Origin of the sequence: Prosthecobacter sp. (assembly GCF_029946185.1) — a bacterium.
Lineage (GTDB): Bacteria > Verrucomicrobiota > Verrucomicrobiia > Verrucomicrobiales > Verrucomicrobiaceae > Prosthecobacter.
The window spans coordinates 1-26,215 of sequence record NZ_JAQSEA010000208.1 but is presented as its reverse complement, the minus strand read 5'-3'; the positions used below and the strand labels follow the sequence as shown (position 1 = coordinate 26,215).

Here is a 26,215-nt window from a genome sequence, read left to right as displayed (position 1 = left end):
TTTCATCTGATTAGTTCATGTTCATGCCAAGCACACTAGCCATCTCGCTCCCGCGCGATGAGCCCAAGGCACCCAATACCCGCCACACTTTCAAAGACTCGAAAACGATTTCCTCTTGGGACGCGTTCAAAACCTCTCGCGGAGCAAAGGGGTCGCATTGCTTCGCTGCATTCACCCCTCAGTGTTTTCAAACACACTGGTTCTACCCAGTTAGACTTGATATTCATGATCCTCAGGCAAGCTGCTTTCGGCTGCCGTCCGGGCGAAGCAAAGCAGCCTTGTGCGGAACAAGGCTGCTTTGCTTCGCCCCAGACGCTTAACACTTTAGAACCAGTCGGTATTTGATCACATGGTGCCCCCCCCTCACGCCGAAGCGTGCAAAAGAAAGCGGAGCGTCTTGGAGTGCTCCAGTCCTCGGGAGCTTTCCGCAGGCCACGACACACTCGAAGGCAGCGGAGAATCGGCGCAGTCCAGGAAGCATACCGCAGGCGGTAATACCACGCACAGTTGAGAAAGGGTCTGAATCCATAGCGCTTAGTAAGGACTCTTTGCGCTCTTTCGTCACTTCGTCCCGCCACACACCAGCCCTGAATGGGCTGCGTAGTCCAGCCCAGGGTCAGCCGAGCCTCAGCGAGGCGACCCTGGGTGCCTCCACCAATAATCCGGGAAGCAAAGCCAGCGCTCCGCCGCAGTCCACGCCCACCAGCAGCGTCTGCAACAAGCCCCGCCACACCTTGGCTCCGCCATCACATGATGCTCTCCCCGACAAGATTCTCAGCACGAGAAAACAGACCCATTTTCAACGCATCATGGTATGACACGCTTTCAAACACCGCCTAGTCCAGTTCACAAAAACCGCTGCAGAATCGGCCGCAGGTTCTCCACCGTCTGCTCAGGCCACAATTTGCGGTCAGTCATCAAAGCACAGTCAAGCGCCCTGTGCTCCGGCCAGTTCGGCTCCTCCGGAATGTTCGGAATGATATGGGCCAGAATGGCTTTCGCAGCAGCGACGTTTGCATGCAGATGCCCGATGACCGACTCTGCGGTGACCGCTTCCTCCTCGACCTTCCAGCAGTCGTAATCCGTGATCATCGCCAGCGTCGCGAGCGCGATCTCCGCTTCGCGAGCCAGCTTCGCCTCGGGCAGGTTCGTCATGCCAATGACATCAAAGCCAAGCTGCCGGTGCGCATTCGACTCAGCACGGGTGGAGAAGGCCGGGCCATCCATGCATACGTAGGTGCCCCCGTTGTGAACCTTGCGGCCCTGCGCAACACAGGCGTCATGCAGCAGCCCGCGCAGGCCATCAGAAATCGGGTCCCCAAACGCCACATGCGCCACGATCCCTTTGCCAAAGAAGGTATGCTGATCGCGGCGGCTGGTGCGGTCAAAGAACTGATCCGGCAGAACAATGTCGCGCGGATGGTACTGCTCCTGCAAACTGCCCACCGCAGTCACGGCGATGATCCAGCGCACGTTCAGGCTGCGCAACGCCCAGAGATTGGCGCGGTGGTTCAGCTCTGTTGGCAGGATGCGGTGGCCCTTGGCGTGGCGGGGTAGAAAATACACCCGGCGTCCGGCCAGCGTGCCAGTCACGATCGCATCCGAGGGAGGGCCAAACGGGGTCTCCACACTGATTTCCTCGCGGTTTTCAAAGCCTTCAAGGTCGTACAGGCCGGATCCGCCGATGATACCGATGGCAGGAGGAAAATTTTGATTCATTCAAACAGGATAGGAGGCACGAAGACTGCTTCAACTGACATCATTGTGACGCTTGAAAAGGTAACTCTCCTGAAGGATGAACATAAATACCGAAAGTCGCGTCTGAATCTCATCGTTAGTTTCCCATCCACTGCCATGAATGCCATGCGCCGCCTCCTGCTGATCCTCCCAGTCATCTCCCTCGTCTCATGCTCCGTGCCGAGCATGTTTGCGTCCACCATACCGCACAAAATCAAGCTCAAGGACGGGCGGGAAGTGCCCTGTGAAGGAGCACCCCAGTATCAGGAAAAAACCGGCTACTACCGCTACCGCACGCCGGACAAGCGGGATGCCGTGATCCGTGCAGACGATGTCGCTACCATTGTGGAGAATCGGGCGTGAGCGGGCGTCCGCTCGTACTGGCCTCCGCCTCACCTCGCCGACTGGAGCTTCTTCGTCACGCGGGGTTCGAATTTGAAATCGTCTTGTCGCAGGTCGATGAAGCCCACGATGCTTCGCTGACCCCCGAACAGCTCACCCTGGAAAACGCCCGGCGCAAAGCCCTGGCCGTCAGCCTCAACCAGCCTGGAGCACTTGTCATCGGTGCAGACACCTTGGTTTATGTCGATGGTGATCCGCTGGCCAAACCCGCAGATATGGACGAGGCGCTCTCCATGGTCCTCCGTCTCTCTGACCGCACCCACGAAGTCTGCACCGGAGTGGCCTTTGCCTGTGATGGCACAGTGGTCAAAGAGCTGCATGTCATCACCCATGTCACTTTCAAGCCGCTAACAGACGACCTGATCCGCGCTTATCATTCCCAAGTAAATCCCCTCGACAAGGCCGGTGCCTACGGCATCCAAGCATGCACCGACATGCTTCTTGATCGCATGACAGGCTCCTTCACCAACGTGGTAGGCCTGCCAGTAGAGGAGGTGACTGCAGCCCTGCACGAACTGCAGCGCTGAGCCTGCTTCATTTGAGGAAATCCTCACCTTTGATGACCCTGCCATCGTCTGTCACGACGGTGAAATTGCCGTTGTTCCGTTTGGCTAGCGAGTTCATCTCGGGCGCCGCATCGGTCTGGGCCATCACGCTTGTGTGAATCACGGTCATGGGCAGCTTGCGTTTGTTTTCAGCCGTCACGATGTCGATCCAGCCGTTTTCATCTTTGCTCTCACCGTCGGTCATGAAGTAAATGACGTCGGGCTTTGGGTTCGCACTCAATGCCATCAGCAAACCAGATCCCCAGTTGGTGTAGATTCTGGAATTATCCGACCGTTGAATGACCTCCGCACTGTCCTGAAGCGTGAACTGAGTCGCCTGAATGTACTTAAAGGCGGGAATTTTTGCCTCCTTGTAAACCTCCGACTTAATTTCCCAGAAATACTTCTCAAGCTCCCCCTCATTGCGGCTGTCCACCTGGTTGTGCGGCCAGGCGAAGTCGGAGAAAAAAAGTATCTGGTAGGCCGTTCCAAAGGGGATCTGCTTCACCGCCTTGATCAGCTCCTTTTTCATCAACTCAAAGCGAGTCATCCCCTGATTTTCACCCTTCAAGCGCTGCGACATGGAACTGGAAAAATCCACCACAAACACCACCCGCCGCCCGAAGGCGGTTTGACCCAGGAAGTTGAATTTGCCGCCTGTCCCGATGCCAGCACCAAATCCGCCACCCGCACCGCCCATGCCCATCCCTGCCGGCTGGCTCGATGCCATGCTGGGTGCCTTGCTCAGGTCCATGCGATCGTTGATCTTCGAAAAATCCATCATGTCCATGGCCGACATCTCCGGCATCACAATGTTCGAGGACAGCGTCTGCACCGTGATCTTACGCATCGGCGGCTTCGCCTTCAGCCAGGGATTCTTTTTGTTCTGAATCTTGTGCGTCAGTGCAGCCGCAGCCGCCTGCGACTGCGGAGAACTGCCGCCGGGCAAAAAGTCCACCTGCTGATCCATGACCTGGCTCACCCCGATGAAAGCAGCAATCAAGAGCAGGAAAAAATGAACCCCAAAACTCATGCCCAGCGTGCGCAGGCCGATCTTATCCGCCAACTTTTGCCAGCGCAGCTTTTTAGCCTGCTCCGGATCCAGCGGCTCCTCCGGCGCGAATTTCGGAGCAATGAAAGGCTTTGGATTTTTGCCAGCCTCAGGGTCAGCATCCGTGTTCGGTTTGTCCGTTGAAGCGTCATCACTACGAGGCAGGACCGTGGCAGCAGGCTGCGCGGAGGGCTTCTCCTCAGGAGCCACGCTAAGCCCCGCCGCTTCAGGCGACTCCTGTGCAGGAGGCGCAATCTCTTCCAGTTTGGGAAGAATCGTTGGCGGCTGAGCTTTGACCAAAGGGGCTTCTGCGACCTTCTGAAAAACCTCATCGGCCCGCGCCTCCTCCACTGGCGGCGCAGCTTCAGATTCAAACTCAAGCCGATCCTCTGCAGTCTGCTGCTCTTCGTAAGCGGCTTCTTCAGGCACCAGTTCCTCATACCCAGCCTCTTCCGCAGGAAACGATTCCGCCACCGGTTCATACTCTTGCTCAATCGCCTCTGGCGGAGCCGGAGCTGGCTGGGATTTCCATGGCGTCTCTTTCACCACGTCCTCTTCGTCCGTCGAATCGACGGTCGGCAGGAAACTGAAATCGTCGGAGGCGTGGTGGGCCATGAGGCTGAGATTCTCGTGGTAAACCGCCAGCGTTCAAGGAAGTTCCTGCTCCAAGAGTAAACCATTGCCTTGAACTGTCGCCCCTAATAACCTGAGATTTGGTCGAGCCTTCTGGCAGTGCATCAATAACCACCCAAGAGGATGAATGCTTCCGCGCCCACGTTAAACCAGGACAAAATCAGCATCCACGATGGTCTTTATTTCTTGATCATCGTGCAGAACGGCACGGTGACTCACTTCACCGCCAACGTCTCACTCTCTCACGCGGATTTTGTCAAAAGATCCGTCGGCAGACTGCCGGAGGGTGCCTGGGTTGGATCTGCCACGAAAAATGATGGCTATCTGACAGCCATCAACTCATACACCTTCTATCAGAACCAACTTCCCGCCTCACCTGAGATCCAGAAGATCGTTCACGACAAGTTCTACTGAAGTTCCGTCAAAGTTCCCCGCGTCACACCGAGCTGGCTCTGCGCCTTCAGATCGCGCCAGATTTCCTCGCCATCGCGCTGTCCGCTCATCAGCTCCTGATAAGTCCGCAGAACGATCATCGCCTCATCGGCATTCTCTTCGAGAAGCTCCACGCGGAAGCAGCGCAGCCCATGCTCACGAAGTTCGTCAAAAAACTGCGCGCCGGTTTGCGCCACCGCATTGAACAGCGTGTTGCGGCAGCCGACATCGGCCTTGAGCGGGTGTTGCATGCCCACGCGATCCTTCAGATGCACCCGGTGCTTGTCACACGGACGCCCGCAGTTGGTAAAGTCCGTGCCCTTGCTCAGGAACGCTGCAAAAACGCAGTGCTCCATGTGAAACATCGGCATGTGCTGATGCAGCGTCAGCTCAAACCATGACGGCGGCGCAGCAGCAAGCAGATCAACGACCTGCTCAATGTTCAGGTCATAGCTGATCGTCAACCGCTCCAGCCCAGACTTTTTCAAAATCTCCGCCGTGAGCGGATTGGCCACATTCAGCGAAAAATCTCCCGTCATCGGAATGCCCGCATCCTTGAAGAACGACATGGCTCCCAGATTGCGAATCAGCACCCCATGCGGCTCCGCACGCTGGATAAGCTTGAAGAAACCGGCTTCACCCGACTTCTGAATTCGCGGCGTGGCCAGCCAAACCTGCGCCGTGTCACTGCGCGCCTTGATCTGCTTCACCAAATCCGCGTAAAGCCGGATGTCTTCGAAATCCAAATACAGCCTCGGCACACCCAGCACCAGCGCAGCGTCCACATGCGCCTGCGTGCGGCACAGCGCATGAAGCTGGAGCGGCGAGTCATCCGAGGTCCCGCGCGAAGGCATCAGCGATTCCAACGTCGCAGTCACGGCCTCAAACGGCACTAAAGTTGCAGCGCCCTCGCTCCACGCCGCGATCAAATCACGCCGCATGCGGTTCAGTTCACTGACCGGCAGCATCACCTCACCCACGACATCAAATTGCACCTCGCCCAATTCAAACTCTGTCCCACCGAGGCGGCTGAACTGCTCAATGAAGGCCCCAGGAGTCAGCGGCCGCTTCATCGCAGCTTGCAACGGCATGTTCGAAGTCACCACAGTCACACCAGACTGCACACGCAAAGGCTCGCCCACCGTGCCGGTCACATGCAAATCAAGTTTACGCTGCTTGCGAATCGGGATGTCTCCTTCAAACGACTGCCGCAGCGCACGATTCAGCGCAGGATCACTCGTCTTAAACACACGCATGCCCAGCTGCACATCCTGCATCCGCAGATGCCCATGGCGAAAGCTCAGCGCACTGCCCCGCATCTCATACACACTGCCGCCCTGCTCGTAGTTAGTGTCAGACAGATTTTCAAACACCACCCCATCGCCCGGCTTCATGGCGATGTGCAGTTCATCAAGCTCGAGCGTGTCGTCATCAATGATGCGCGTGACCTGACCCACAAACGGGCCGCGTTTCTTGCCGTAGTACGCACCCACCAGCTCCTGATGGTTCACCCCATGCATCCAGCCCGGATACAGACCGCGTGAAAAAGTCATCTCAAGCGCATAGCGATCCGCCTCGCTCGCTGGAGCCGGTTGATTCGCCAAAGCACGGTCAATCGCCTTGCGATACACCTGCGTCACACCCGCCACATACTCAGGCGTCTTGAGACGGCCTTCGATCTTAAAGCTGCGGATCCCAAGCTCAATCAAGCGCGGGATTTCATCCACCGCCGCCAGATCCTGTGGCGAGAGCAGGTAGCGCTTGTCTTCAAGGTCACGCGGCTCGCCATCGACAATCATTTCATACGGCATGCGGCAAGCCTGCGCGCACTCGCCACGGTTCGCACTGCGCCGGCCCAGCGACTCGCTGGTGAGGCACTGCCCCGAGTAAGCCACGCAAAGCGCCCCGTGCACAAACACCTCCAGCGGCACCGCCGCATCCTTGAAACGCTCCAGTTCCCGCATCGAAAGCTCCCGCGCCAGCACCGCCTGGTCAATGTTCAGCTTCTTCGCAAACTCCAGCCCCTCAGGTGAGGTGATCGTCATCTGCGTGCTCGCATGCAGCCGCAGCTTCGGCGTCAGCGCCTTCACCATGCGCGCCAGACCCAGGTCCTGCACGATGACCGCATCCACACCGCAGTCCTCCAGCAGGTGCAGCTGCTTCTCAGCATCCGGCAGTTCCTTCGTGAAGATGAGCGTGTTGAAAGCCACATAACCTTTCACCCCATGCTCATGCAGGAACTTCATCAGCTCCGGCAGATCTTCTTCCATAAAATTGTCCGCCCGCAGGCGCGCATTGAAACGCGGCATGCCAAAAAAGATCGCATCCGCCCCATTCGCGACCGCCGCACGGGCACACTCCCAGTTTCCGGCAGGGGAGAGAAGTTCAGGCTTGGGGAGGTGGGAGGAAATAGTCACGGCAGGGGGGCAGAGATTACCCCGAATTCCGCAACTTGCAGGCTTTATGCTTCAGCATTTGCGCCTACGCCGACGCACCGCGCCCAGCCCCAAACCCATCAGCAGCAGCATCGCACGTCCCGGCTCCGGGACGACGAAGATGATGCCATCCGTCAAAAACTGGTCCGTATTCCAAAACCAACCATTGGTGATCATGGAGGCACCGAGCTGAAGATCCAAATCTCCGCCAGTATTCGCCGCATTGAATCCCCCGGCCACGATGGCGGCAGCACCACCATTCACAGTGCCCCAGTCGATGAGATTATAGACATCGCCAAAGCCGGGATCATAACCGCTGCCAAGCTCCACCTTGATCGTGCTTCCCGCCGCGAGCGTGAGCGTCCCCTGCACAACGAGAGCGTCATGATTGCCAAAGCTGCCATTGAGCAGGCCCGACGTCTGAACGCCATCGGTGGGGTCCGCCTCATTGCCCGTAGCTCCAGCCAGAGTGAAAAGTACCCGCGGTGCCACAGAGCTGCCGCCCCCGGCCAGCGTCAGGCTACCGGTGCTGACGTCCGTAACCGTCAGCGTGCCAATGCCCGCGCCACCATTGTCCCCCGCACTCAGCAGGCCGTTGATCACGGTGGCACCTTGAACAGCACCAGATCCAGAAAGCGTGGCACCACTGCTGACCACCACAGCGCCCGTACCGCTCTGCCCGGCACCCGCATGCCCTACTTGCAGATTACCAGCAGTCACCTGGGTGGTTCCCACATAAGTATTCGCACCCGTGAGGGTGAATTTGCCCGCCCCTTGCTTCACCAAGCCACCAGCACCAACGATGGTGCCAGAGTACGTGGTATCTGCGGTGCTGCCAGTAGTGAGCCGGGTGCCTGGCGTGCCCGCGGTGTCTGCGGCAGCGATGGTCCCCAGATTGACGGTGCCCCCACCGGAAAGAGATTTGATAGTCTGCGAATAATCCGCCTGGCTGCTGGTGAGCGCGAGCATGGCGGTCGGGTCATTGGCGATGGTGATGTCCGAGTTGGCGGAGAGTGTGTTGACGGCACCGGCCTGGAGGATGCCTTTGCTGATCAACGTGGCACCGGAATAGGTATTGGCACCCGTGAAGGTCTGCGTCCCTTCGCCCATCTTGGTCAGCGCGACAATGCCGCTGCCGTCCACGAGGGCACCGCCGAAGAAGGTGGTGTAAAGAGCGCTGGCGTTCGCGCTGACGAGGGTGCTGCTGTTATTGTCCCCAATGGTGAGAGTCGAGGTCGTGCCGGTTCGGTTGTTGGTGACAAAGGTGTTGGCGTGGGTGCCGTAGGAGATGAGGCTGTTGATGGTCTCGTTGTAGCCATAGAGATCCAGTGTCACGGGAGTGGCTGCGGTGGTGCCGCCGCTGAGGATCACATCGCCTTTGCCAAGACCATTGGGAATGACTTCAGAAGCGCCAAGGCGCAGCGTGACGACGGCTGTCGTGCTATTGAATGCGGTGGTGCCATTGAGGTTGGTGTTGATGGACAGGTTGCCGTTGAAGTCGTTGTTGGGATTGGCCAGGACAATGATGTTGCCGCCACCGGCACCGCCGGAGAGATCGAGCCCATAATCACCCGTGATCTTGCCAGCGAGGGTGTTGAAGTTGGTGGCTCCAGTATTGACGGCACCGATCCGGGTGTCACCGGTCAAGGTGATGGTGGAGGTGCTGGTGCCGATGGTGTTGGAGGAGCTGAGACGGAGCGCGCCGGGGATGTTGCCTTCGCCATAGCCGGTGCCGGCGAGGTAAAAGTCGTTGGTGTAGGTCGCGCCTGCATTAAACCAGAGGGTGGCCCCAGCGGTCACGGTGACAGCCCCGCTGCCGAGGGCACCCGCAGAATCAATGCGGTTGCGGCCCTGAGTGAAGATCGAGCCACCGGTGAAGGTGTTGGTGCCGGAGAGGAACAACTGCCCGGTGCCGGTCTTGACCAAGGTAACGACACCCGTGCCGTTGTCGGCGATGGTGGACTTGATAGAAAAATCGAAGCCGGCGCTGTTGAGGATGATCTCACCAGCAGTGTCATTCGCGCCCCCGGCGGTAAGGGTGCCCACGTTGTTGCCAGTGCCGATGGTGAAGGTGCCATTGGTGCCGCTTTGATTCCAAATGGAACCGGCGGCGCCCAAGCGAAGGGTTTCGCCGGAGCCAATGTCGAGGATGCGGACGACGATGGAATTGTCGGCGCTGTTGTTGCGAACCATGAGGGTATTGATGTCCGTAGTGCCCGCTGCGGTGGTGATGGTGCCGCTGGCGTCATTGATGAGCAGATTCGACGTGGTGGCGCTGATGATGTCGCCACCGCCATAGGTGGTGTAAACCCCGGCTCCGGCAGCGATGACATTGCCGATGGCAGCGCCGGCGGTGGCTTTCACCGCCCAGTCATTTCCCACGATGGCCCAGCCGCCGAGGATGCCGCTGGCATCATTGGCCGTGGTGGTGGTGATGCCGTTGGTGAGCGACTGCGTGCCGGGAGGCAGGGTAAATTCGAGGATGCTGCCGGCATTGCGTGTAATGGAGCCGAGGTTGACGACTGTATCCGCGCTGGCACTTCCCTGGGTCACGGTGACGTAGCTGCGGCTGGCATTAAGAAGGGTGTTGTTGAAGGTCTGGCTGACGACGGTGCTGTCGTTTTTGCCTGCGACCCAAAGCTTGCCGCCGCCGAGGACAAGACGGCTGGCGCTGTTAACGATGTTCGTGGCGGGAGCGGCCACGGGGGTGAAGTCGAGCTTCAAGGCACCTGCTGTAGCTTGAGTCACGGAACCATTGTTGGCGTTGTGCGCGCCGCCATTGACGGTGGTGTCACCGGTGTACGTACTGGCACCGCTGGTAGCTCCGGTGAGCGTGAGTATGCCAGTGCCGATTTTGGTCAGGCCACCGGTACCGCTGAGAATGCCCGAGTAGGTTTTGCTCACGTCATTGTTGCCGACCTGTAGGGTGACAGCCGCACTGCTGACGTCCTGCAGCAGGAGGTTGCTGGTACCTTCCAGCGATCCCACGATGAAGGTGCCGATGCCACTGGCAAAGCTCAAATTGATAGCCGTGGCGGTGGCATTGACCAGACTGATGCTGGCATTTTGCGCGGCACGCACATGGCCCAGCCTGAAGCCGCCGGTGGAGGTGTTGGTTGAGTTGCTGGTGATGGTGCCGAAGTAGGTGTTGGCATTGGTGAGGGTCAGTGAACCGTTGCCAGCATTGACCCGGAGCGTCCCGCTGCCGCTGATGATACCGGAAAAGACGGTGACATTGTTACCCATGGAGAGAGAGACCGTTCCGTTCTGAAAGAGGATGCGACCACTGCCCGCGAGGCTGCCAATCTGGTCATTGGCACGGGTGTTAAGAACGCCGCCGGTGTTGACGGTGATGATGGCGCTGTCGCTGATGTTGTTGGGGCCGCCACTCCAGTAAAAGGTGCCGCCGCTGTTGATGTTGATGCCGCTGGCGGCAGCAAGCTGGTTGGCACTGCCGCCCGTGCCGATGAGTGCCAAGGCACCCCCGTTGATGTTGATGGCCCCGCTCCCCAGATTGAAGTAGCTGGCGCTGCCAGAGGCACCGTAGTCCAGCGTCAGCATACCCACTCCCGTCTTGGTCAGACCGGACGCGATCATCTTACTGCTGATCACTGCGTCCATGTTCTGCACGTTGGCCGTCGGACCCGTGCCACTCAGGGTCAGTGTCTGCACACTGTTGGAGTCGCCAGTTATCGGCGGTGTGGCGGGAGCGATGATCACGTGACCCGCTTGGAAATCGAGTCCGGTGGCAGTCTGGGCCGCACTCAGAGTGACGGTGTAAGATCCGGTGCCATCAATGCCCGCAGCGAAGACCACGGCGCTGCCTGGGACATAATCACCAGTGGCCGTGAGCCCCCTGGCATCCGTGCTCCAAAAGGCATCCGTGCCCCAGGTGCCGCCGGCATTGCCGGAATACGCGATCGCACCATTGGTGTCCCAGTACAGGGTCGCCGCATGGGACGACTCGAAAGCAAAGACAAAGTACAGGAGCGCGATGAGACGAGCGCCTGATGTGAAAGACACGGGCATGAGGTTAGAGGCTTTTTTTGGGACTCACGCCGCGGCGCGAGAGGAGGGGAGGAAAGGGATAACCTTTTCCACCACTCGAACCAGCCAATTCTGCTCCAAAAAACCTTCAGTGAGCTGTCATCACAGCAACTACAAAGACTAGTCTGTTCGCCTCAAAGTCATCCAACGATGATACCCTTGGCCTTGCGCTCTTTCTCGCGCTCCAGCAGCGGGATCTTCTCTCCAGTTTCGAGAACCTGCACTCCCAGATCACCGATCTTGGAGAAGGTAAGATCATTCAAGGCGGGAACTTCTGCGCTGAGACGCTTGAAGACATCTTCGACGGTGTAGATGCCATTCGAGCCGCCGCAGGCGACAATGAGATCACGCAGGATTTCCCAGGTGTCGTGCGCATTGCCGGGAGCTTTGACCGCCTTGTTCAGGCGCTGAAGACGACCCGTGACGTTGATCATGCTGCCGCGCTTTTCGGCATAGGCCGTGCCAGGGAGCACGACGTCACTAAGCTCGGCACTGGCGTTGGCCAAGATGTGCAACGAGGCGATGAACGGCACCTTTTCAAGGTCACGCTGCGCGAAACCGACCTTGAGCAAGTTCTCACCCAGAGCGAGCACCACACGCAGGCGGCCACGGCTCATGAGTTCGGCGATCTCGGCCATTTTGGCACCAGGCTCGATGCCGAGGATCAGCTTGGCACCGTTCGTGTTCGGATTGAGGTCGTCAGCGCGGAGGTAATTGTCAGCACCACCAGTGCGTGGAATGACATCGACATTCGTGGTTCCAAGCTGCGCGGCCAAATGCTTCACGAAGAACAATTCTTCGTTCGTCATGCGTGCGCTTGCGATGATCGCAATCTCCTCACCCTTCTTCCCGGCAAGAGCGGTGGCGATATTGCTGAGCGCAGCCTTCCAGGTGGCGATCTGGTGTTTGCCACCCGTCTTGATCATCGGATCAGTCAGGCGGAATTCACTGTTCACGAAGTGGAAGTCGAGACGACCGCTGTCGCACATCCATGAGGAGTTGACGTCATTGTTGTCACGCGGCGTCTGGCGGTAGATCGTGTCACCACGGGCACTGACCTCCATGTTGCAGCCACGGCCGCAGCCGGTGCAGATGCTGTTGGTCTCGTTGAGGAACCAGACGCGCTGCTGGAAGCGGAAGTCGTTGGAGGTCAAAGCACCCACAGGGCAGATGTCCACCGTGTTCAGCGAGTAGTTGTTCTCCAGGCGCTTGCCGGGATGCACGGACAGCGTGGTGAAGCTGCCGCGCTCAGTGAAGCCGAGCACCGGATCATCAGCAATCTCAGCAGTGAACCGGATGCAGCGGCTGCACATGATGCAGCGCTCGTCATCCAGACGCACGCGCGGACCGATATCAACATTCTTCGGCTTCTTGACCTTGTCCTCACGGAAGCGGCTCTCGCCCTTGCCGTGCTCCACGCTGAACTCCTGCAAGCGGCACTCACCAGCCTGATCGCAAATCGGGCAGTCGAGCGGATGATTGATGAGGAGAAACTCCATCACACCTTTGCGGCACTCCTGCGTGAGGATGGACTCCGTGCGAATACCCATGCCTTCAGCAATCGTGTTGGCGCAGGCAATGACGGGGCGTGGCATCCAGCCGATCTTCGGCATGCCATGCTCGTCTTTCTCCGGCTCGGTTCCCGGGGCCGGTCGCGGCGGCATGCCCATCTCCACCAAACACATGCGGCAGTTGCCGGGGGAGGAGAGTTTCGGATGGTAGCAGTAGCTCGGGACTTCCTGCTTGGCCTGCTTGCACGCCTCGATCATGCGCGTGCCTTTGGGGAACTTATGCCAGACACCGTCGATCTGTACATTCACGAGATCGGATGGCGGTGGAGCAGCAACAGGGGCAGGAGCTTCGGCGGGGGCAGGCATGAGCGAAGAAAAAAAGGGGCTTGAGCCGATTATCGGACCCCCTCGGGGAGGGGCAACTCGATTTTGTGAAAAGTTTCACAAGCGGACCGCAAGCCCGCGCACAGTCCGGATTGGGCGCTCACCACAAGCGCGAGGCACCGAGCAGCGAAAGTGGCGCGTCCGGTGAGAGCAGTGTCATGCCAGACTCAATGGCCTGCGCGGCCAGCAGCCGGTCAAATGGATCCAGATGCACACGCGGCAGCTCGCCGCTGCGGTAAATGGCGTCTGCTTCGAGCGGCCACCGTTCCAACCGATGAAACTGCATCTGCAGAGGTGCCCACTCGCGCGGGCTGGCTGGCAGCGGGAGCTTTCCTGACGAATGCTTCAGCGTGACCTCCCACAAGCTCACATCACTCAAAAACAGCCGGTTACCGGGATCATTGATGACGTTTGTGGCGGTGGTCGAAAGCCTGCCCTGTGGCATGGCGAGCCAGATGAACGCGCAGGTGTCCAGCAGTACGTTCATAGGCCCCACTCGGTCAGTTCTTCGTCAGAGAGCGGGGCAAAGGCTGAGTCTGGCACCACCATGACCGGGCCAAGGCACTCACCCACCTTCGGGCGTGTCTGCGGCGGGTCTTTCCGCAACGGTGTCAGCAGTGCCACAGCAGTCTTGCCACGGGCAATGATGAACTCCTGCCCCTTTTCGACCTCAGCAAGGTAGCGCGAGAGATGGGTCTTGGCCTCATGGGTGGTAATAGTGGTCATGACAGTCGAGATTGTCCCAGTTAGGCCTCAATTAGTCAACTTAGTTTAGTCTGTGGCAAGAATGCAAGTTGGGTGCCTGCTCCCGCGCGAGTTCTTCCGGCCTACGCGGGCGAGAATTTGTGCCAGGACTGCTGGACGGAACCGAAAAGGACTGGCCGTGCGGAATGCTGCTTCAGGTCACCGTTTGGCAAGATCGGAACCAGTGAAGAATTTGGTGCTGGCATCCAGGAGACAGCATGTCATGAATGCCGCCCTCATGCCCATCCCGGTCATCCTGAATCCCGCCGCCCGCAGCACCAAGGCTGCCTCCCTCGAAGCTACGCTGCGCAAGCTCTCCCCAGAGCCGGAACTGCACCTGACCACAGGCCCAAATGATGCAACGCTGATTGCAGAGCGCCTCGCCACTGAAGGTCACGAACTCGTCGTCTCCGCCGGCGGTGATGGCACCATGAACGAAGTGCTGCAGGGCATCTGCCGCGCCAACGCCCGCCGCAAACCCGGTGAAAAGCACACCGCGCTCGGTGTTTTACCTTTGGGTACGATGAACGTTTTCTCCCTGGAACTGAAGCTGCCAGGCCGCGACATCGAAGCCTGCTGGCGGAAGATCACCAACGGCCAGCGCCGTGAGGTCGATCTCTGGATGGCGAACGACCTGTATTTCGCCCAGCTCGCAGGGGTGGGGCTCGACGCCCAGATCGTCCAGGAAACCTCCTGGGAAGCGAAGAAAAAGTACGGCCCGCTGAGCTACGTCATGAGCGCGGTGAACGTGCTCATGCGGACCCCGCCGACACTCAGTGTACAAATCGAAGGCAAATCGCCGATGCTCGGCACCGTGGTGCTCGTGGGCAATGGCAAACACTACGGCGGCCCGTTCCCCCTGTTCCGTGATGCTTCCAACATCGACGGCAAACTTGACCTCCTCATCTTTCGCGGCCTGGGCGGAATGGAGTTCCTCCAAGTGCTGCGCGGCGTGCTCTTGGACGGTTACCAAGAGTGCGAGGATCTAGATTATATCCAGACCAGCGAATTTACCGTGACGGCGGACCCCGGCGAGGCCCCCGTGGAGCTTGATGGCGAGTTGGCGGACCTGACCGCCCCCGTGGTTTTTCGTCCCGCCCCGTTTCGCTTGAGCGTGAGCGCGGGCTGAAGGTCTTCGACTTGGGCTTGGAATACGAAGGCTTGTCGTCGGAAGAAGACGACCAGCTTGCAGAGCCGCTCTTTTTGCCACGCGTGGGCTTCCCTTCGGAAGACCGGCTTGAAGGGCTCTTTTTGCCACGGATCGGCTTCTCTTCGGAAAAACGGGCCGGAGCGCCACTCTTCTTGCCACCTGTAGGCTTGAAACCACGCGGTTCGCGAGTCTCGGAGCTGCCTTCACGCTTCGGAGCGCGTCTGCTCAGGGGCCGGTGATCTTCGATCCCGTCGTCCTTTTCTTCGGCAGGCTTGCGTTCCAGCTTCGGCTTGGCCGGCTCTTCCTTGAAGAAGCGTTCGACCTCCGTCGGCGTGAGTTCTTTGTAGGCCCCTTTGGACAGGCCGTGCAGTTTCAGCCAGCCGATGCGGATGCGGGTCAGGCGTGTGACCTCGTAGCCGAGGTAATAAAGCATCATGCGGATCTGACGCTTGAGCCCCATCTTAAGGACGATGTGCGCGCGGTAGTCGCCATCCATCCAAGTGCGTTCAGCGCGTGCAAACCCTTCTTCGGTCATCATGCCTTTGACGAGTTTCGCCATGATGCCTTGGTTGAGCGCCTGATCGACGACCACTTCGTATTCTTTTTCAGCACCCTGACTCGGGTGAATGATCCGGTGGGAAAGATCCCCGCGATTGGTCAAGAGAATGAGCCCTTCGCTTTCTTTGTCGAGGCGGCCGACGTGGTGCAGATTCTGATACTTCAGAGGCAACAGGTCGTAAATGGTCATGCGCTCGTGCTTGTCGCCACGAGAGCAGAGGTAGCCTTTCGGCTTGTTCAAAACGAGAACGACGGGCGCCTCGGCCCGCACCGGCGAGCCATCGACCACCACTTTGTCCTCCGGCAGCACCTTCGTGGCCAGCTCGGTGATGAGGTGCCCATTGATGGACACACGTCCGCCGAGGATGATCTCCTCCGCGCCACGCCGTGAGGCAATGCCGCACTGGCTCAAATATCGGTTAAGGCGCACAGGAGGAAAGCCTTACTCGGGCTTGGTCTTGGGCAGATTGGTCGGCAGGCGGCCTTCTTTCCACAAACCACGGGTTTTGAGAAGCTTGACGCGCTCTCCACGCTTCAAAACGCTGCGCTTGGTACCGACGGAGCCGGAATTTCTGAGGCTGCTATGCTGGGACATGATTCTAAAGGGTCTGGGGGTGAAAAAGGGCGCGAAGAATAGCAGCCCCAAGCACGGGTGCAAGGGGTTTTACACGACAGAGCAAACGGTCGGGCAAGGCCTAGAATTTTAAATCAGCCACGGTGAGGCTAGGCGGTCCTTCTTGCTTGAAAGTCAGTCTGTCGCCATCTGGCATGACTAGATCAAGCATAGTACCACCCTTCTCCCGCCGGACCACGGCCCTTCCAATGGCTTTGGGATCATCCAAAACGGGCGCGTCTCCCGAAAGGTCATAAAACTGAAGTGACCAAAAGTCGGGACCAACTTGGCGCCACGCACCAAAGAAAAAGGTATGCATAACGTCCAGTTGGAAGATCTTTGCATCACTAGCATCCAAATAAATGCCTCCTCCTGGAGCTTCCCAGTGCGCCACCAATGGATTGACCGGTGAGACTGGCGTTCGAAGGGTGAGCCACAAGACTGCCACGCCAAAGATCAAAACAATCAGGAGCGGAATAGAAGCGCGTTTCATGGGAAGCGGCTCAACCCAGTACTTTCTTTCGCACAATCTCCGTCACCATCTTCGGATTCGCCTTCCCTTGGCTGGCTTTCATCGCCTGTCCGGTGAACCAGTTCATCGCCTTCTCATTGCCAGCCTGAACCTCCGCCACCTTGTCTGGATTGGCCGCGAGGATTTGCTCAACAATGGCCTCCAGTGCACCCGTGTCACTCACCTGCTCAAACCCCTTGGCCTTGATGATTTCCGCCGCAGGCTTGCCGGTTTCAAACATCTCGACAAAGACTTCCTTGCCCTGGTTGTTTGAGATCTTGCCGCCTTCAATCGTAGCGACCAGAGAACTCAGCGCCTCCGGCTTTACAGGACAGTCGGCAAGCGTCAGCGAGCGGTCATTCAGAGCACCCAGCAGATCATTGATGACCCAGTTGGCCATCTTCTTCGCCGGCACCTGCGTATCAGCGGCCACGGCCGCCTCATACCATAAAGCGAGCTCCTTCTCACTGGCGAGCACGCTGGCATCGTAAGCACTGCATCCGTAGTCCTTTTCAAATCGCGCACGCTTTTCATGCGGCAGCTCCGGCACCTGCGATTTGACCTTGGCCAGCAACTCAGCCGTGCGCACCGGCAGCAAGTCAGGATCTGGGAAGTAGCGGTAATCATGCGCATCTTCCTTCGAGCGCATGAGCGTGGTCTCGCCACGGTCATCATCCCAGCGCAGGGTGCTTTGAACCAGTTTTTCACCCCGGTCCAGACAGTCGGCCTGACGCTCGGTCTCATATTTGATCGCACGCCGAATCGCCGACATCGAGTTAATATTCTTCAACTCAATCTTGGTGCCCAGCTCCTTCTGACCTTCCGGACGCAGGGAAATGTTCACGTCGCAGCGCATGTTGCCCTTCTCCATGTCCGCATCGCTCACACCGCCATAGATCAGGATCTGCCGCAGGCTCCCCAGATAGGCCACCACCTCCTCCGCACTGTCGAGATCCGGCTCGCTGACAATCTCCATCAGCGGCGTTCCCGCGCGATTGAAATCAAGCGCGCTGAACTTGTCATAGTGCGTGGACTTGCCCACATCCTCCTCCAAATGGATGCGCGTCAGCTTCACCACCTTCCCCGGATTCGCGATGCTCTTCTGCGCGTCCTTCGGATACGCATAATCATACAGCGGCACGCCGCCCCCCAGGCAGAGCGGGAAAGGCATCTGGGTGATCTGGTAGTTCTTCGGCATGTCCGGGTAGAAGTAGTTTTTGCGATCCCAGTTCACTACCGGCGGCGTCTCGCAGCCCAGCATCAGCCCCGTGAGAAGGGTCTTTTCAATGGCCGCCTGATTCAACACCGGCAGCGCCCCCGGCAGCCCCATGCAAGTGGGGCAGGTGTGCGTGTTCGGCTCCGCCCCATACTCAACCGGGCACGCGCAGAACATCTTGCTGCGCGTCGTGAGCTGCGCGTGAACTTCAAGGCCGATGGTGAGGATGTATTTGGGCATGCAAAAAGGAAAGGACGAGTGCCGGAAGATGAAAGCGAGAGCAAAGGCCGGAGCAACGGGCCGTTGGCGGTTTTTTCACCCTCTGCTTCTCAATACAACTTCACCGGCTGCGGCGGTGGTGGCTGCTGATACACCACCGAGTCCATCGCCTGCTCCAAGCCCATGCCGCTGAGTATGGGCTGCAGGTCGGGGTGGTTGGCCACCTTCTCGATCTTGCGCATCTGCATCAGTCCCGCGAAGTCTTTGTTCTCGATGGCTTTTCTCACATCGGGATCATAGCCAAGCTGGGCAATGAGCGGATGATTCAGCGCATTGGCCGTGGCCGGACTTTGCTCGGCCAGCCGTTGCCACATGGTACCTTCAGGCCACAGAATCAGCAGGCGGGCCAGATTGGCTGTGGGCTTGATGTCGTAGGGGTCCAGCCTTTTGGCCAGACCGCCGATGAAGCTGTTATCCACGCGCTGACTCAGGCTGTAAAAAACAGACTTTGCCTGGCTCTCGATCGAACCGCCTTTTTTGACGATCTCTGCAGCGTTCTCCATTCCATACAGGCTGCCAACCACTCGCAGCACCATGCTGCCCAGCCACAGCAGCCCGCCGGAAGGAATGATGCTCACGATCAGCCCCTTCCAGCCCGTAAGCCCACCCAGCAGCCTCAGCAGACCCAAAGCGGCCAGAAAATACGTGCCCACCTGGCAAAGAAAGAACATCAACAACCCGGCGGCGGCAGAAAGAAACATGAGCCGGTTCGTCGTCATCGTCATGCCCGTGGCACCGAAAATCTGCACACGATGCATGAACACATACCACGCCGCCCACACCGATACCGCCAGCGAGGCCACTCCTATGATTTGCTTCACCACCCCTTTGGCAAACGCCAGCCCCGCCGTGAAGGCGATGAAGCCAACAATCGCGATGGTGGCCCACATGCTGGAGGGCACCTTCTGCGCATACTGGAGCACTTCGCTGGGGTGAGTCATAAGCGAGATAAGTAAATATTCAGGTCATCTTAACATCTCCCATCCTCCTGTCGTGCGAGAAAATGACCTTAGATCAAATCCTGCATCGCCCGCAGCTTGGCATGGGCCGCGCCACGGTCCAGCAGCTCCTCGGCCAGCACTCTTCCTGCCACCAAATCCACCACGATGCCGGTGATCACAAAACCCGCCGCTGCGTTCAGCACCGCGATGTCACGCTTGGCCCCCTTGATCGTCCCTGCCAGCACACCTTCGAGGATCAGCGCGTTTTCCGCGGCATCCCCACCCACCAGATCTTCCAGCGCAGCGTTGCCAAACCCAAGCGCCTTGGGATCCACTTGAGTCTCACTCAGCTTCCCCTCGGCGACCTGGCACACATCGTTCACCCCCAGCGTGGAAAGCTCATCCATCCCCTGCCCGTCAGCAGCGGTGCCATGCACCACCCAGGCGCCTTTGCGGCCCAGCTGCACCAAAATCTCACCAAAAGCCCGCGTCAGCTTCGGATCAAACACACCGATGAGCTGGTAGTCCGGCCTTCCAGGATTCAGCAGCGGCCCGAGCACATTGAAAATCGAGCGCTGCCCCTCCGCCGCGAGCAGCTTGCGCGCCTCCGCCACCGCCTTGAACGTCGGATGGTACAACGGCGCAAAGAAGAACCCCAGCCCGATATTCTCAATGCCCGCGACGACTTTTTCCTTCGGCAGATCAATCTTAATTCCCAGCGCCTCCAGCACATCCGCGCCACCCGCCTTCGAGGTGATGCCACGGTTGCCATGCTTCGTCACGCACACCCCACCCGCAGCCAGAATAAACATCGCCGTGCTCGACACGTTGAACAAATGCAGCTGATCCCCGCCCGTCCCCACCACATCCAGCATCGGCCCCAGCAGCTTCGAGCGATCAATGCCCGGATCGACCGCCAGCTTCAAAAACTCCTTCACAAACATCGCGATCTCCGCCGGAGTTTCACCCTTCTTCGCCAGAGCCCGCAGAAAATTCGCCTTCGCCGCCGCCGTGACCGCAGCATCAACCAACTGGGCCGCCGCCTCCGTGATCTGCGTGTCGTCCAGGTGCGTTCCAGCTTTGAGTGAGGCGATGAGGTTTTCCATGGGCGAAGTCTGCCGCGTCCCCGCTTCTTGGCAAACACTTGAGTGATTGCGATCTGCAACGATTTAGCCTATCCTCCTCCCGTGAGCAGTCGCGATCCAGCCTTGAAGACATGCCTCAATCCCCCATCGCAGCCAGCCCCCACCCCGAAGACCTCCTCCTCACGGAAGCGCTCCAAGTCTGCCGAGGAAGTATGGTCTATGATCAAGCGGAATCTGGGTCGCAAGCTGATCTGGATTCCCAGCGGCGTCGACAGATAACCGCATTGGAAACTTGGGGACAACGCGATGGACTGTGAAAGCGAACTCGTTCCCTTTGACGTCATCCCCATCCTGGCAAAAAGCCCGCAGCTGGAATCTTTGCACGCAGCCCTGGCCCGTCTCGACTCCCAATCCCACCTTGCAGACCCATCTTGAGCACCCGTCCCATCCTCGGCATTGATCTCGGCACCACGAACTCCCTCGTCGGTGTCGTTGACAGCGGTTTCCCCATCCTTCTTGCCGATGAAAACGGCAGCCGCAGCACCCCCAGCGCCGTCTGCATCGCAGCAGACGGCAGCCTCACGGTTGGTGCCGTCGCCTTGCGCCAGCGCGCCCTGCACCCCACGCGCACCATCACCTCAGTAAAACGCCTCATCGGCCGCCGCCCCGGCGAAGCCGGATGGACGCCGCCTTACTCTCTCAGCGAACTGAAAACCTCCCCCGTCGAAGTTTCCGCAGAAATCCTCAAGCACCTCAAAGCCGTCGCCGAGCGGGCGCTCGAACAATCCGTCTCCCAGGCCGTTATCACCGTCCCTGCCTACTTCAACGACGCCCAGCGCAACGCCACCAAGCGCGCCGGCGAACTCGCCGGTCTCGAAGTCCTCCGCATTCTCAGCGAGCCCACCGCCGCCGCTCTCGCCTACGGTCTCGACAAACTCTCCGAGCATCAAAAAATCGCCGTCTATGACCTCGGCGGCGGCACCTTCGACATCTCCGTCCTCGAAATGCGCGACGGCACTTTCCAGGTCCTCTCCACCGCAGGCGACACCCAGCTCGGCGGCGATGACATCGACCGCCTGCTCGCCGAATTCATCGCAGAGAAACTCGCCCTGCCCACCCACGACATCCGCGTCCTCGAAGCCGCCGAGTCCGTCAAAAAGCGCCTCTCCACCGACGACTGCGCCTCCTTCAATGGTCTCGACATCACCCGCGCCGATCTCGAAAAAATCGCCCGCCCATGGATCGAGCGCACCCGCATCCACTGCCTGCGTGCCTTGAGCGATGCCGGCGTCAAAGCCACAGAGCTGGATGAAGTCATCCTCGTCGGCGGCAGCACCCGCATGCCACTGGTGCGCGATTACGTACGCGAACTCTTCGGCCGAGAGCCCAACACCACGCAGAACCCGGACGAAGCCATCGCCCTCGGTGCCACCATCCAGGCAGGCATCCTCGGCGGCAGCCTGCGCCAGGTGCTGCTGCTGGATGTCACCCCGCTCTCCCTCGGCATCGAAACCTTCGGCGGCTTGATGAACATCATCATCCCGCGCAACACCACCATTCCCGCCAAAGCCGGTGAGATGTTCACCAACGCCGTGGCCAATCAGGACAACATGCTCATCCGCATCCTCCAGGGCGAACGCGAACTCGCCAAGGATAACTGGGAGCTCGGCCGCATCGAAGTCCCCTTCCCGCCCGGCCCCAAAGGCAGCGCCCGCGTCGGCGTGCAGTTCAGCATTGATGCCGACGGCATCCTCCACGTCCTCGCCCGCGACACCGCCACGAATCAGGACACCACCCTGCAAATCACCGGCACCGCCGTCGATGTCGAAGACGAACGCGTGGAGCAGATGATCGCCGAGAGTGTCGATTTCGCCTTCGAGGACATGAACGAACGCATCTGGACCGAAGCCAAGCTCAAGGCGGAAGAACTCCTCCCCGCCGTCGCTGCCGCACTCGATCAACTCGCTGACGCGATCAGCACCGAAGAAAAATCCGCCATGCTCAGCCAGGCCGCCGCCGTCCACGCCTTGCTCGATGCCCCTGATCACGACGCCAAGTCCCTCAAAGCCGCCACCCAGTTGCTCGATGACGCCACCCAATCTCTGGCCGTGCTGCTGATCGACCGCGCGATGGAAGAATCGCTGGTTCGCCGTGGCTTGATCTGATTTTCCTGTTCCCATTTTTGGAGCAGGCGGCTACCCTCCGCCGCTAATGATCGTTTTTACAGGCCATGAATGAGAAATCTCAACATGACGGAGCCGTGGGATGGACCCCGCCAGCAGCGGAGCACCTGCAGGCCATGCTGCCTCAGTATGATCAATGGGAGATGATCGGCTGCGGTGGCATGGGTGCCGTGTATAAAGCGCGCCAGACTTCACTCGACCGCCTCGTGGCCATCAAAGTGCTGCCTCCCCAGGTGGCGGAAGACGAGGCCGAGTACATCGAACGCTTCAAGAACGAAGCGCGCACAATGGCAAAAATGAACCATCCCGCCATCGTCGCCGTGTACGACTTCGGCGAGACCCGCGATGAACTGCTCTACATCGTCATGGAGTACATCGACGGCACGGACGTGGCCAAGATGATCCATGCCCAAGGGAAGCTGCCGGTGGATCACGCCATGGCGATCACCGCCCACGTCTGCGACGCCCTGGCCTACGCGCACGAGCACGGCGTCGTTCACCGCGACATCAAGCCCGCAAACATTCTCATCAACATGGAAGGCGCCGTGAAGGTGGCCGACTTCGGTCTGGCCCGCATGCACGATCCTGGGCAGTCCGGCAGCTTGACCCAGGAAGGCACCACCATGGGCACCCCAGACTACGTCGCACCCGAGGTTCTGATCATCGGCATGCAGGTCGATGGCCGCGCCGATCTCTATGCAGTCGGCGTGATGCTCTACAACATGCTCACCGGCAAGATCCCACGCGGCAATTTTCCAATGCCCAGTGAGAAAATGGGCTGTGACACACGCTACGACGCCATCGTGCGCAAAGCGATGGAGCAGGATGTGGCCAGCCGCTATCAGACGTCCCGAGAACTGCGCCGTGATCTCGATCAAATCCTCACCGTCCCCGTCGCCAAAGAAAAACCGGCCCGGCAGGCTCCCGTCGGCGGCATGCTCCCGCGCCAGCCACCACCACCCCCGCCGCCGCCAGGCACCCCTTGGGGCATGATCGCCGCCGCCGTCATCGTTCTCGGCGTAGCTGCTGTCCTTCTCCTGCGGCCGGGCGGGCAGCCTGCGGCACCAGCCGTACCCGAACTTGCTCAGTCCGCGCCCTCCAAGCAGGAACCCGTACTTGCACAGGAGCCTGCCAAACAGACACCCGTGATGAAGCCACCGTCTCCTGTGGCACCCGAACCAGTCATCGTGCGAGCCGACCCCAACGCCCCCAGGGGCAGTCCTTTGTCCACCATGCCGGTGCTGGAATTTAAAGGGCACTTCTACCAGCTCGTCGGCGAAGGCAGGAACCAGGCCGACGCCCAAAAGCATGCGCTAAGCCTTGGTGCCCACCTGGCCACCATCAACAGCCAGGAGGAGCAGGACTGGATGGACAAAACGATGCCGCCTTACTTGAAGCAGGTCAGCCTTTTGCACGCCACCATCGGCGGTGTGCGCGAAAAGGGGGTGTGGAAGTGGGTCACAGGCGAAGCCTTTGAATACACTCATTGGGATGATCCTGCGGCCGCCGCAGCCGATCCAGAGAAAAAGCTCATCCTTAAACTCGACATGAAAGCACCCGCCCTGACGCACTGGGGCCTGGGCGGCGAAGCCGGCGGACGCACCTTCCTCCTCGAATGGGATGCCGCGCCATCGAAAGCCCCCGCGCCCGTCCCTCCGCCTCAACCCGTGGTCGAAAGCGATGGCGCGAAACGGCTGCGTGAACTGGACTCCAGCTTCCATGCAGCGTTGGAGCGTGACGTCCTGACGGCACATCGCACTGCGCTGGAAGACTTGAACACCAAATACCTCGCCGCTTTGGATCGTGCACTGTCAGCGGAGACAGCCGCAGCGCGTTTGCCACAGGCGCTCGCCCTTCGTGAGGAGCAGCAGCTCATCACCAGCCACGCCCCGCTGCCTACCGAGGATGCCCCAAATCTGCCTGCACCGCTGAATACGCTGCGCTCCACCTACCGCACCAGCCTCCATCCCATCGAGAGCGCCCGTAGCAACGGCATCACCTCCCTCTTCCTGAAGTATGAAGTAGTCCTGAAAGCCGCGAAGCTCGAATGGACCCAGGCTGCAATGCTGGACGACGCCAAACTCGCAGATGAACGCATCGCCAGTCTTTCCCGCGAACGTGCCGCGCTCCTCAATGAGGCCAAGGAACTCCTGCCAGGAGGACTTGAAATGGTGCTGCAAAAAAACGACCGCTTCACCTCGGCAGACTCGTTCACGCCACCCGTGGAGTTCACCCTCGTGGTGAAAACGCGCCAGGATGACCTGCGGCTGGCCTACACCGCCAAGCAGGTGATCTTCAACTGGGAAAAAAAACAGGACGAGCTCCGCCTCGATGCCGACCCCGGCGGCGCCCGCCATGTGCCCGGCATGGGGCGCATCCCGGAGGACACCTTTGTCACCATCCAATGGCTCATCCAGCCGCACATGCAGAGCATCAGTGTCGATGGCAAACGTCGTTTCCTCCACTTTGGCGACTACTCCAAGGTGGAAAAACCCCTGGAAATTTTTCCACTGAATCACGTCGTCACGATCAAATCCGCCAAGGTGAAAGTGATGGACCTCCAGACCGCCGAAGACCAGATCGCCAGCACTCCGGCAATGCGTGAGCTTTTTCTCAACAAAACCGAATGGACTGGCAACCTCACAATTCCTGCAGGCAGCTATCACCCCCTGCACCGCATCGACATCGGCGCTCCCGGCAAGAAAGACCCTAGAGCCAATTACGACGAGCAGCGTGGCGATGTGACGAGCCTGCCCGGCATGCGCATCGAAAACGTGCGCTTTCACATGCGCGAAGGCTCATGGCAGGCCACCAGCGGCCATTTCCGCGATGTGAGAATCACCGCCGACCTCGGCGGCAGCTTCGAAGCACGCGACAGCATTTTTCAGGACTGCATGTTCGCCAAAGAAGGCCCCTGGGGAACAGCCTATTTCAGCAGCAGATGGCACTTCACCAACTGCGTGCTTGCTGGCTCCTTCATGAAGGGCTGGAGAGTCAGCGACGTTGGCATGAAGCTCGACTCCTGCACCCTCCTCGACCTCGATCTGGGCCCTCTCGTCTTCCGGGAGGATGCCAGCGCCGAAGTCTCCAAGGACTGGCTCAGCATCCAGAACTGCCGCTTCATCAACTGCCGCGTACCCGAGAGCTTTGCCCTCGCCACTCGGAACTGCATCTTTGAAAAATGCACCTTCGGCGCCGCCGAGGAAAAGCTGCCCGCCAAATCACCGCTGAAAGCCACCCTCTACGTGCAGGACTGCACCAACCAGCCCCAATCCGGTCCCGGCCGCTCCATCGAGTCAAAACCCGCCACCCAGCTCACCACCATAGCCGGTGCCGCCCTTCCCTACGTCTTCACCCACGGCCAGCTCGACTTTCAAAACCCGCCGCACTGAGCCCTGCATTCACAGAAGTGGGATGGGTGTGGCGACAGCCCGCCCGTCCATCAGCGTATGTCAACGCCCATGCCACGCAGCCTCCCAGAGTTATCGCGTTTCCGAAACAAATTTCCGTAAAGCAGCGCATGGCCACGCTCGACGGAGCTTGGAAGAACAAGCGCCCTGCGACCTCGTACCGGGCACGGGCATGCCCATCACTGTTAGGGATCGCTGTCCTCTGCCAGCCGCCGTCGACCTGCCCTTCATAGCTCGACGCAGGAGAGCGAAGAAGGAAGCCCATGATCAGCGAGCAAAAAACAGCCTGCTATAGCGTTTTCCAGAACTGATTTCCGGAAAGCGCCTGAGGAAACACGCGATTGAATC

Annotated in this window: 19 protein-coding genes; 6 read left to right on the top strand and 13 right to left on the bottom strand. The window is 59.4% G+C overall.

Going from position 1 to position 26,215, the window contains the following annotated elements:
* Window positions 1-846: 846 nt before the first annotated feature.
* Window positions 847-1,719: an S-methyl-5'-thioadenosine phosphorylase gene (mtnP, locus tag PSV43_RS17665; protein ID WP_300200341.1), complete on the bottom strand. Its 873-nt coding sequence runs from the start codon at window positions 1,717-1,719 to the stop codon at window positions 847-849.
* 135 nt (window positions 1,720-1,854) lie between these two features.
* Between mtnP and PSV43_RS17660 the strand changes: the two genes are divergently transcribed.
* Both PSV43_RS17660 and PSV43_RS17655 read left to right on the top strand, forming a co-directional pair.
* Window positions 1,855-2,100: a YgdI/YgdR family lipoprotein gene (locus PSV43_RS17660; protein WP_300200338.1), complete on the top strand. Its 246-nt coding sequence runs from the start codon at window positions 1,855-1,857 to the stop codon at window positions 2,098-2,100.
* A complete protein-coding gene (locus PSV43_RS17655) occupies window positions 2,097-2,666 on the top strand; it encodes a Maf family protein (RefSeq protein ID WP_300200335.1) in 570 nt (189 codons plus the stop codon). The genes PSV43_RS17660 and PSV43_RS17655 overlap by 4 nt, the downstream gene beginning before the upstream one ends.
* 7 nt (window positions 2,667-2,673) lie before the next feature.
* On the opposite strand, the gene PSV43_RS17650 is transcribed toward PSV43_RS17655, so the two are convergent.
* The gene (locus PSV43_RS17650; RefSeq protein ID WP_300200332.1) at window positions 2,674-4,350 is read right to left on the bottom strand and encodes a VWA domain-containing protein; all 1,677 of its coding nucleotides are present in this window, start codon (window positions 4,348-4,350) and stop codon (window positions 2,674-2,676) included.
* Between the two features lie 141 nt (window positions 4,351-4,491).
* Here PSV43_RS17650 and PSV43_RS17645 point away from each other — a divergent pair, with 141 nt between their 5' ends.
* Window positions 4,492-4,782, top strand: a complete 291-nt coding sequence (locus tag PSV43_RS17645; protein ID WP_300200328.1) for a hypothetical protein — start codon at window positions 4,492-4,494, stop codon at window positions 4,780-4,782.
* Here the strand turns inward: PSV43_RS17645 and PSV43_RS17640 are convergent.
* The 5 genes from PSV43_RS17640 to PSV43_RS17620 all read right to left on the bottom strand — a co-directional run bounded on the left by PSV43_RS17640 (window position 4,776) and on the right by PSV43_RS17620 (window position 13,903).
* Window positions 4,776-7,217 (bottom strand): U32 family peptidase, encoded by a 2,442-nt coding sequence (locus tag PSV43_RS17640; RefSeq protein ID WP_300200325.1) that lies wholly within the window; start codon window positions 7,215-7,217, stop codon window positions 4,776-4,778. The two genes, PSV43_RS17645 and PSV43_RS17640, sit on opposite strands and share 7 nt — an antisense overlap.
* 51 nt (window positions 7,218-7,268) lie before the next feature.
* The gene (locus PSV43_RS17635; protein WP_300200322.1) at window positions 7,269-11,264 is read right to left on the bottom strand and encodes an autotransporter-associated beta strand repeat-containing protein; all 3,996 of its coding nucleotides are present in this window, start codon (window positions 11,262-11,264) and stop codon (window positions 7,269-7,271) included.
* Window positions 11,265-11,422: 158 nt separating this feature from the next.
* Window positions 11,423-13,159, bottom strand: coding sequence for a molybdopterin-dependent oxidoreductase (locus tag PSV43_RS17630; protein ID WP_300200319.1), 1,737 nt, complete (start codon window positions 13,157-13,159; stop codon window positions 11,423-11,425).
* 118 nt (window positions 13,160-13,277) lie between these two features.
* Window positions 13,278-13,664, bottom strand: coding sequence for a type II toxin-antitoxin system VapC family toxin (locus PSV43_RS17625; RefSeq protein WP_300200316.1), 387 nt, complete (start codon window positions 13,662-13,664; stop codon window positions 13,278-13,280).
* A complete protein-coding gene (locus PSV43_RS17620; RefSeq protein ID WP_300200313.1) occupies window positions 13,661-13,903 on the bottom strand; it encodes a type II toxin-antitoxin system Phd/YefM family antitoxin in 243 nt (80 codons plus the stop codon). Before PSV43_RS17620 ends, PSV43_RS17625 begins: the two co-directional genes overlap by 4 nt.
* A 241-nt stretch (window positions 13,904-14,144) precedes the next feature.
* Between PSV43_RS17620 and PSV43_RS17615 the strand changes: the two genes are divergently transcribed.
* Window positions 14,145-15,050 (top strand): diacylglycerol kinase family protein, encoded by a 906-nt coding sequence (locus PSV43_RS17615; protein WP_300200310.1) that lies wholly within the window; start codon window positions 14,145-14,147, stop codon window positions 15,048-15,050.
* On the opposite strand, the gene PSV43_RS17610 is transcribed toward PSV43_RS17615, so the two are convergent.
* The 6 genes from PSV43_RS17610 to trpD form a co-directional block, all read right to left on the bottom strand.
* The gene (locus PSV43_RS17610) at window positions 14,932-16,059 is read right to left on the bottom strand and encodes a pseudouridine synthase (RefSeq protein WP_300200308.1); all 1,128 of its coding nucleotides are present in this window, start codon (window positions 16,057-16,059) and stop codon (window positions 14,932-14,934) included. The two genes, PSV43_RS17615 and PSV43_RS17610, sit on opposite strands and share 119 nt — an antisense overlap.
* Before the next feature lie 12 nt (window positions 16,060-16,071).
* The gene (locus PSV43_RS17605) at window positions 16,072-16,224 is read right to left on the bottom strand and encodes a small basic protein (RefSeq protein WP_300200305.1); all 153 of its coding nucleotides are present in this window, start codon (window positions 16,222-16,224) and stop codon (window positions 16,072-16,074) included.
* 100 nt (window positions 16,225-16,324) lie between these two features.
* Window positions 16,325-16,735 (bottom strand): hypothetical protein, encoded by a 411-nt coding sequence (locus PSV43_RS17600; protein ID WP_300200302.1) that lies wholly within the window; start codon window positions 16,733-16,735, stop codon window positions 16,325-16,327.
* Between the two features lie 10 nt (window positions 16,736-16,745).
* Window positions 16,746-18,209, bottom strand: a complete 1,464-nt coding sequence (gene gatB, locus PSV43_RS17595) for an Asp-tRNA(Asn)/Glu-tRNA(Gln) amidotransferase subunit GatB (RefSeq protein ID WP_300200299.1) — start codon at window positions 18,207-18,209, stop codon at window positions 16,746-16,748.
* An 89-nt stretch (window positions 18,210-18,298) separates the two neighbouring features.
* Entirely contained in the window at window positions 18,299-19,189 is an 891-nt protein-coding gene (locus tag PSV43_RS17590) for a hypothetical protein (protein WP_300200296.1), read from the bottom strand.
* A gap of 68 nt (window positions 19,190-19,257) precedes the next feature.
* Window positions 19,258-20,295: an anthranilate phosphoribosyltransferase gene (trpD, locus tag PSV43_RS17585; RefSeq protein WP_300200293.1), complete on the bottom strand. Its 1,038-nt coding sequence runs from the start codon at window positions 20,293-20,295 to the stop codon at window positions 19,258-19,260.
* Window positions 20,296-20,705: 410 nt separating this feature from the next.
* Here trpD and PSV43_RS17580 point away from each other — a divergent pair, with 410 nt between their 5' ends.
* A complete protein-coding gene (locus PSV43_RS17580) occupies window positions 20,706-22,439 on the top strand; it encodes an Hsp70 family protein (RefSeq protein WP_300200290.1) in 1,734 nt (577 codons plus the stop codon).
* 65 nt (window positions 22,440-22,504) lie between these two features.
* A complete protein-coding gene (locus tag PSV43_RS17575; protein ID WP_300200286.1) occupies window positions 22,505-25,849 on the top strand; it encodes a protein kinase in 3,345 nt (1,114 codons plus the stop codon).
* Window positions 25,850-26,215: the final 366 nt, after the last annotated feature.

Coding starts and splice junctions, on each gene's coding strand:
- mtnP (WP_300200341.1), bottom strand. CDS start 1,719: ATGAATCAAAATTTTCCTCCTGCCATCGGTATCATCGGCGGATCCGGC.
- PSV43_RS17660 (WP_300200338.1), top strand. CDS start 1,855: ATGAATGCCATGCGCCGCCTCCTGCTGATCCTCCCAGTCATCTCCCTC.
- PSV43_RS17650 (WP_300200332.1), bottom strand. CDS start 4,350: ATGGCCCACCACGCCTCCGACGATTTCAGTTTCCTGCCGACCGTCGAT.
- PSV43_RS17645 (WP_300200328.1), top strand. CDS start 4,492: ATGAATGCTTCCGCGCCCACGTTAAACCAGGACAAAATCAGCATCCAC.
- PSV43_RS17635 (WP_300200322.1), bottom strand. CDS start 11,264: ATGCCCGTGTCTTTCACATCAGGCGCTCGTCTCATCGCGCTCCTGTAC.
- PSV43_RS17630 (WP_300200319.1), bottom strand. CDS start 13,159: ATGCCTGCCCCCGCCGAAGCTCCTGCCCCTGTTGCTGCTCCACCGCCA.
- PSV43_RS17625 (WP_300200316.1), bottom strand. CDS start 13,664: ATGAACGTACTGCTGGACACCTGCGCGTTCATCTGGCTCGCCATGCCA.
- PSV43_RS17620 (WP_300200313.1), bottom strand. CDS start 13,903: ATGACCACTATTACCACCCATGAGGCCAAGACCCATCTCTCGCGCTAC.
- PSV43_RS17615 (WP_300200310.1), top strand. CDS start 14,145: ATGAATGCCGCCCTCATGCCCATCCCGGTCATCCTGAATCCCGCCGCC.
- PSV43_RS17605 (WP_300200305.1), bottom strand. CDS start 16,224: ATGTCCCAGCATAGCAGCCTCAGAAATTCCGGCTCCGTCGGTACCAAG.
- PSV43_RS17600 (WP_300200302.1), bottom strand. CDS start 16,735: ATGAAACGCGCTTCTATTCCGCTCCTGATTGTTTTGATCTTTGGCGTG.
- gatB (WP_300200299.1), bottom strand. CDS start 18,209: ATGCCCAAATACATCCTCACCATCGGCCTTGAAGTTCACGCGCAGCTC.
- PSV43_RS17590 (WP_300200296.1), bottom strand. CDS start 19,189: ATGACTCACCCCAGCGAAGTGCTCCAGTATGCGCAGAAGGTGCCCTCC.
- trpD (WP_300200293.1), bottom strand. CDS start 20,295: ATGGAAAACCTCATCGCCTCACTCAAAGCTGGAACGCACCTGGACGAC.
- PSV43_RS17575 (WP_300200286.1), top strand. CDS start 22,505: ATGAATGAGAAATCTCAACATGACGGAGCCGTGGGATGGACCCCGCCA.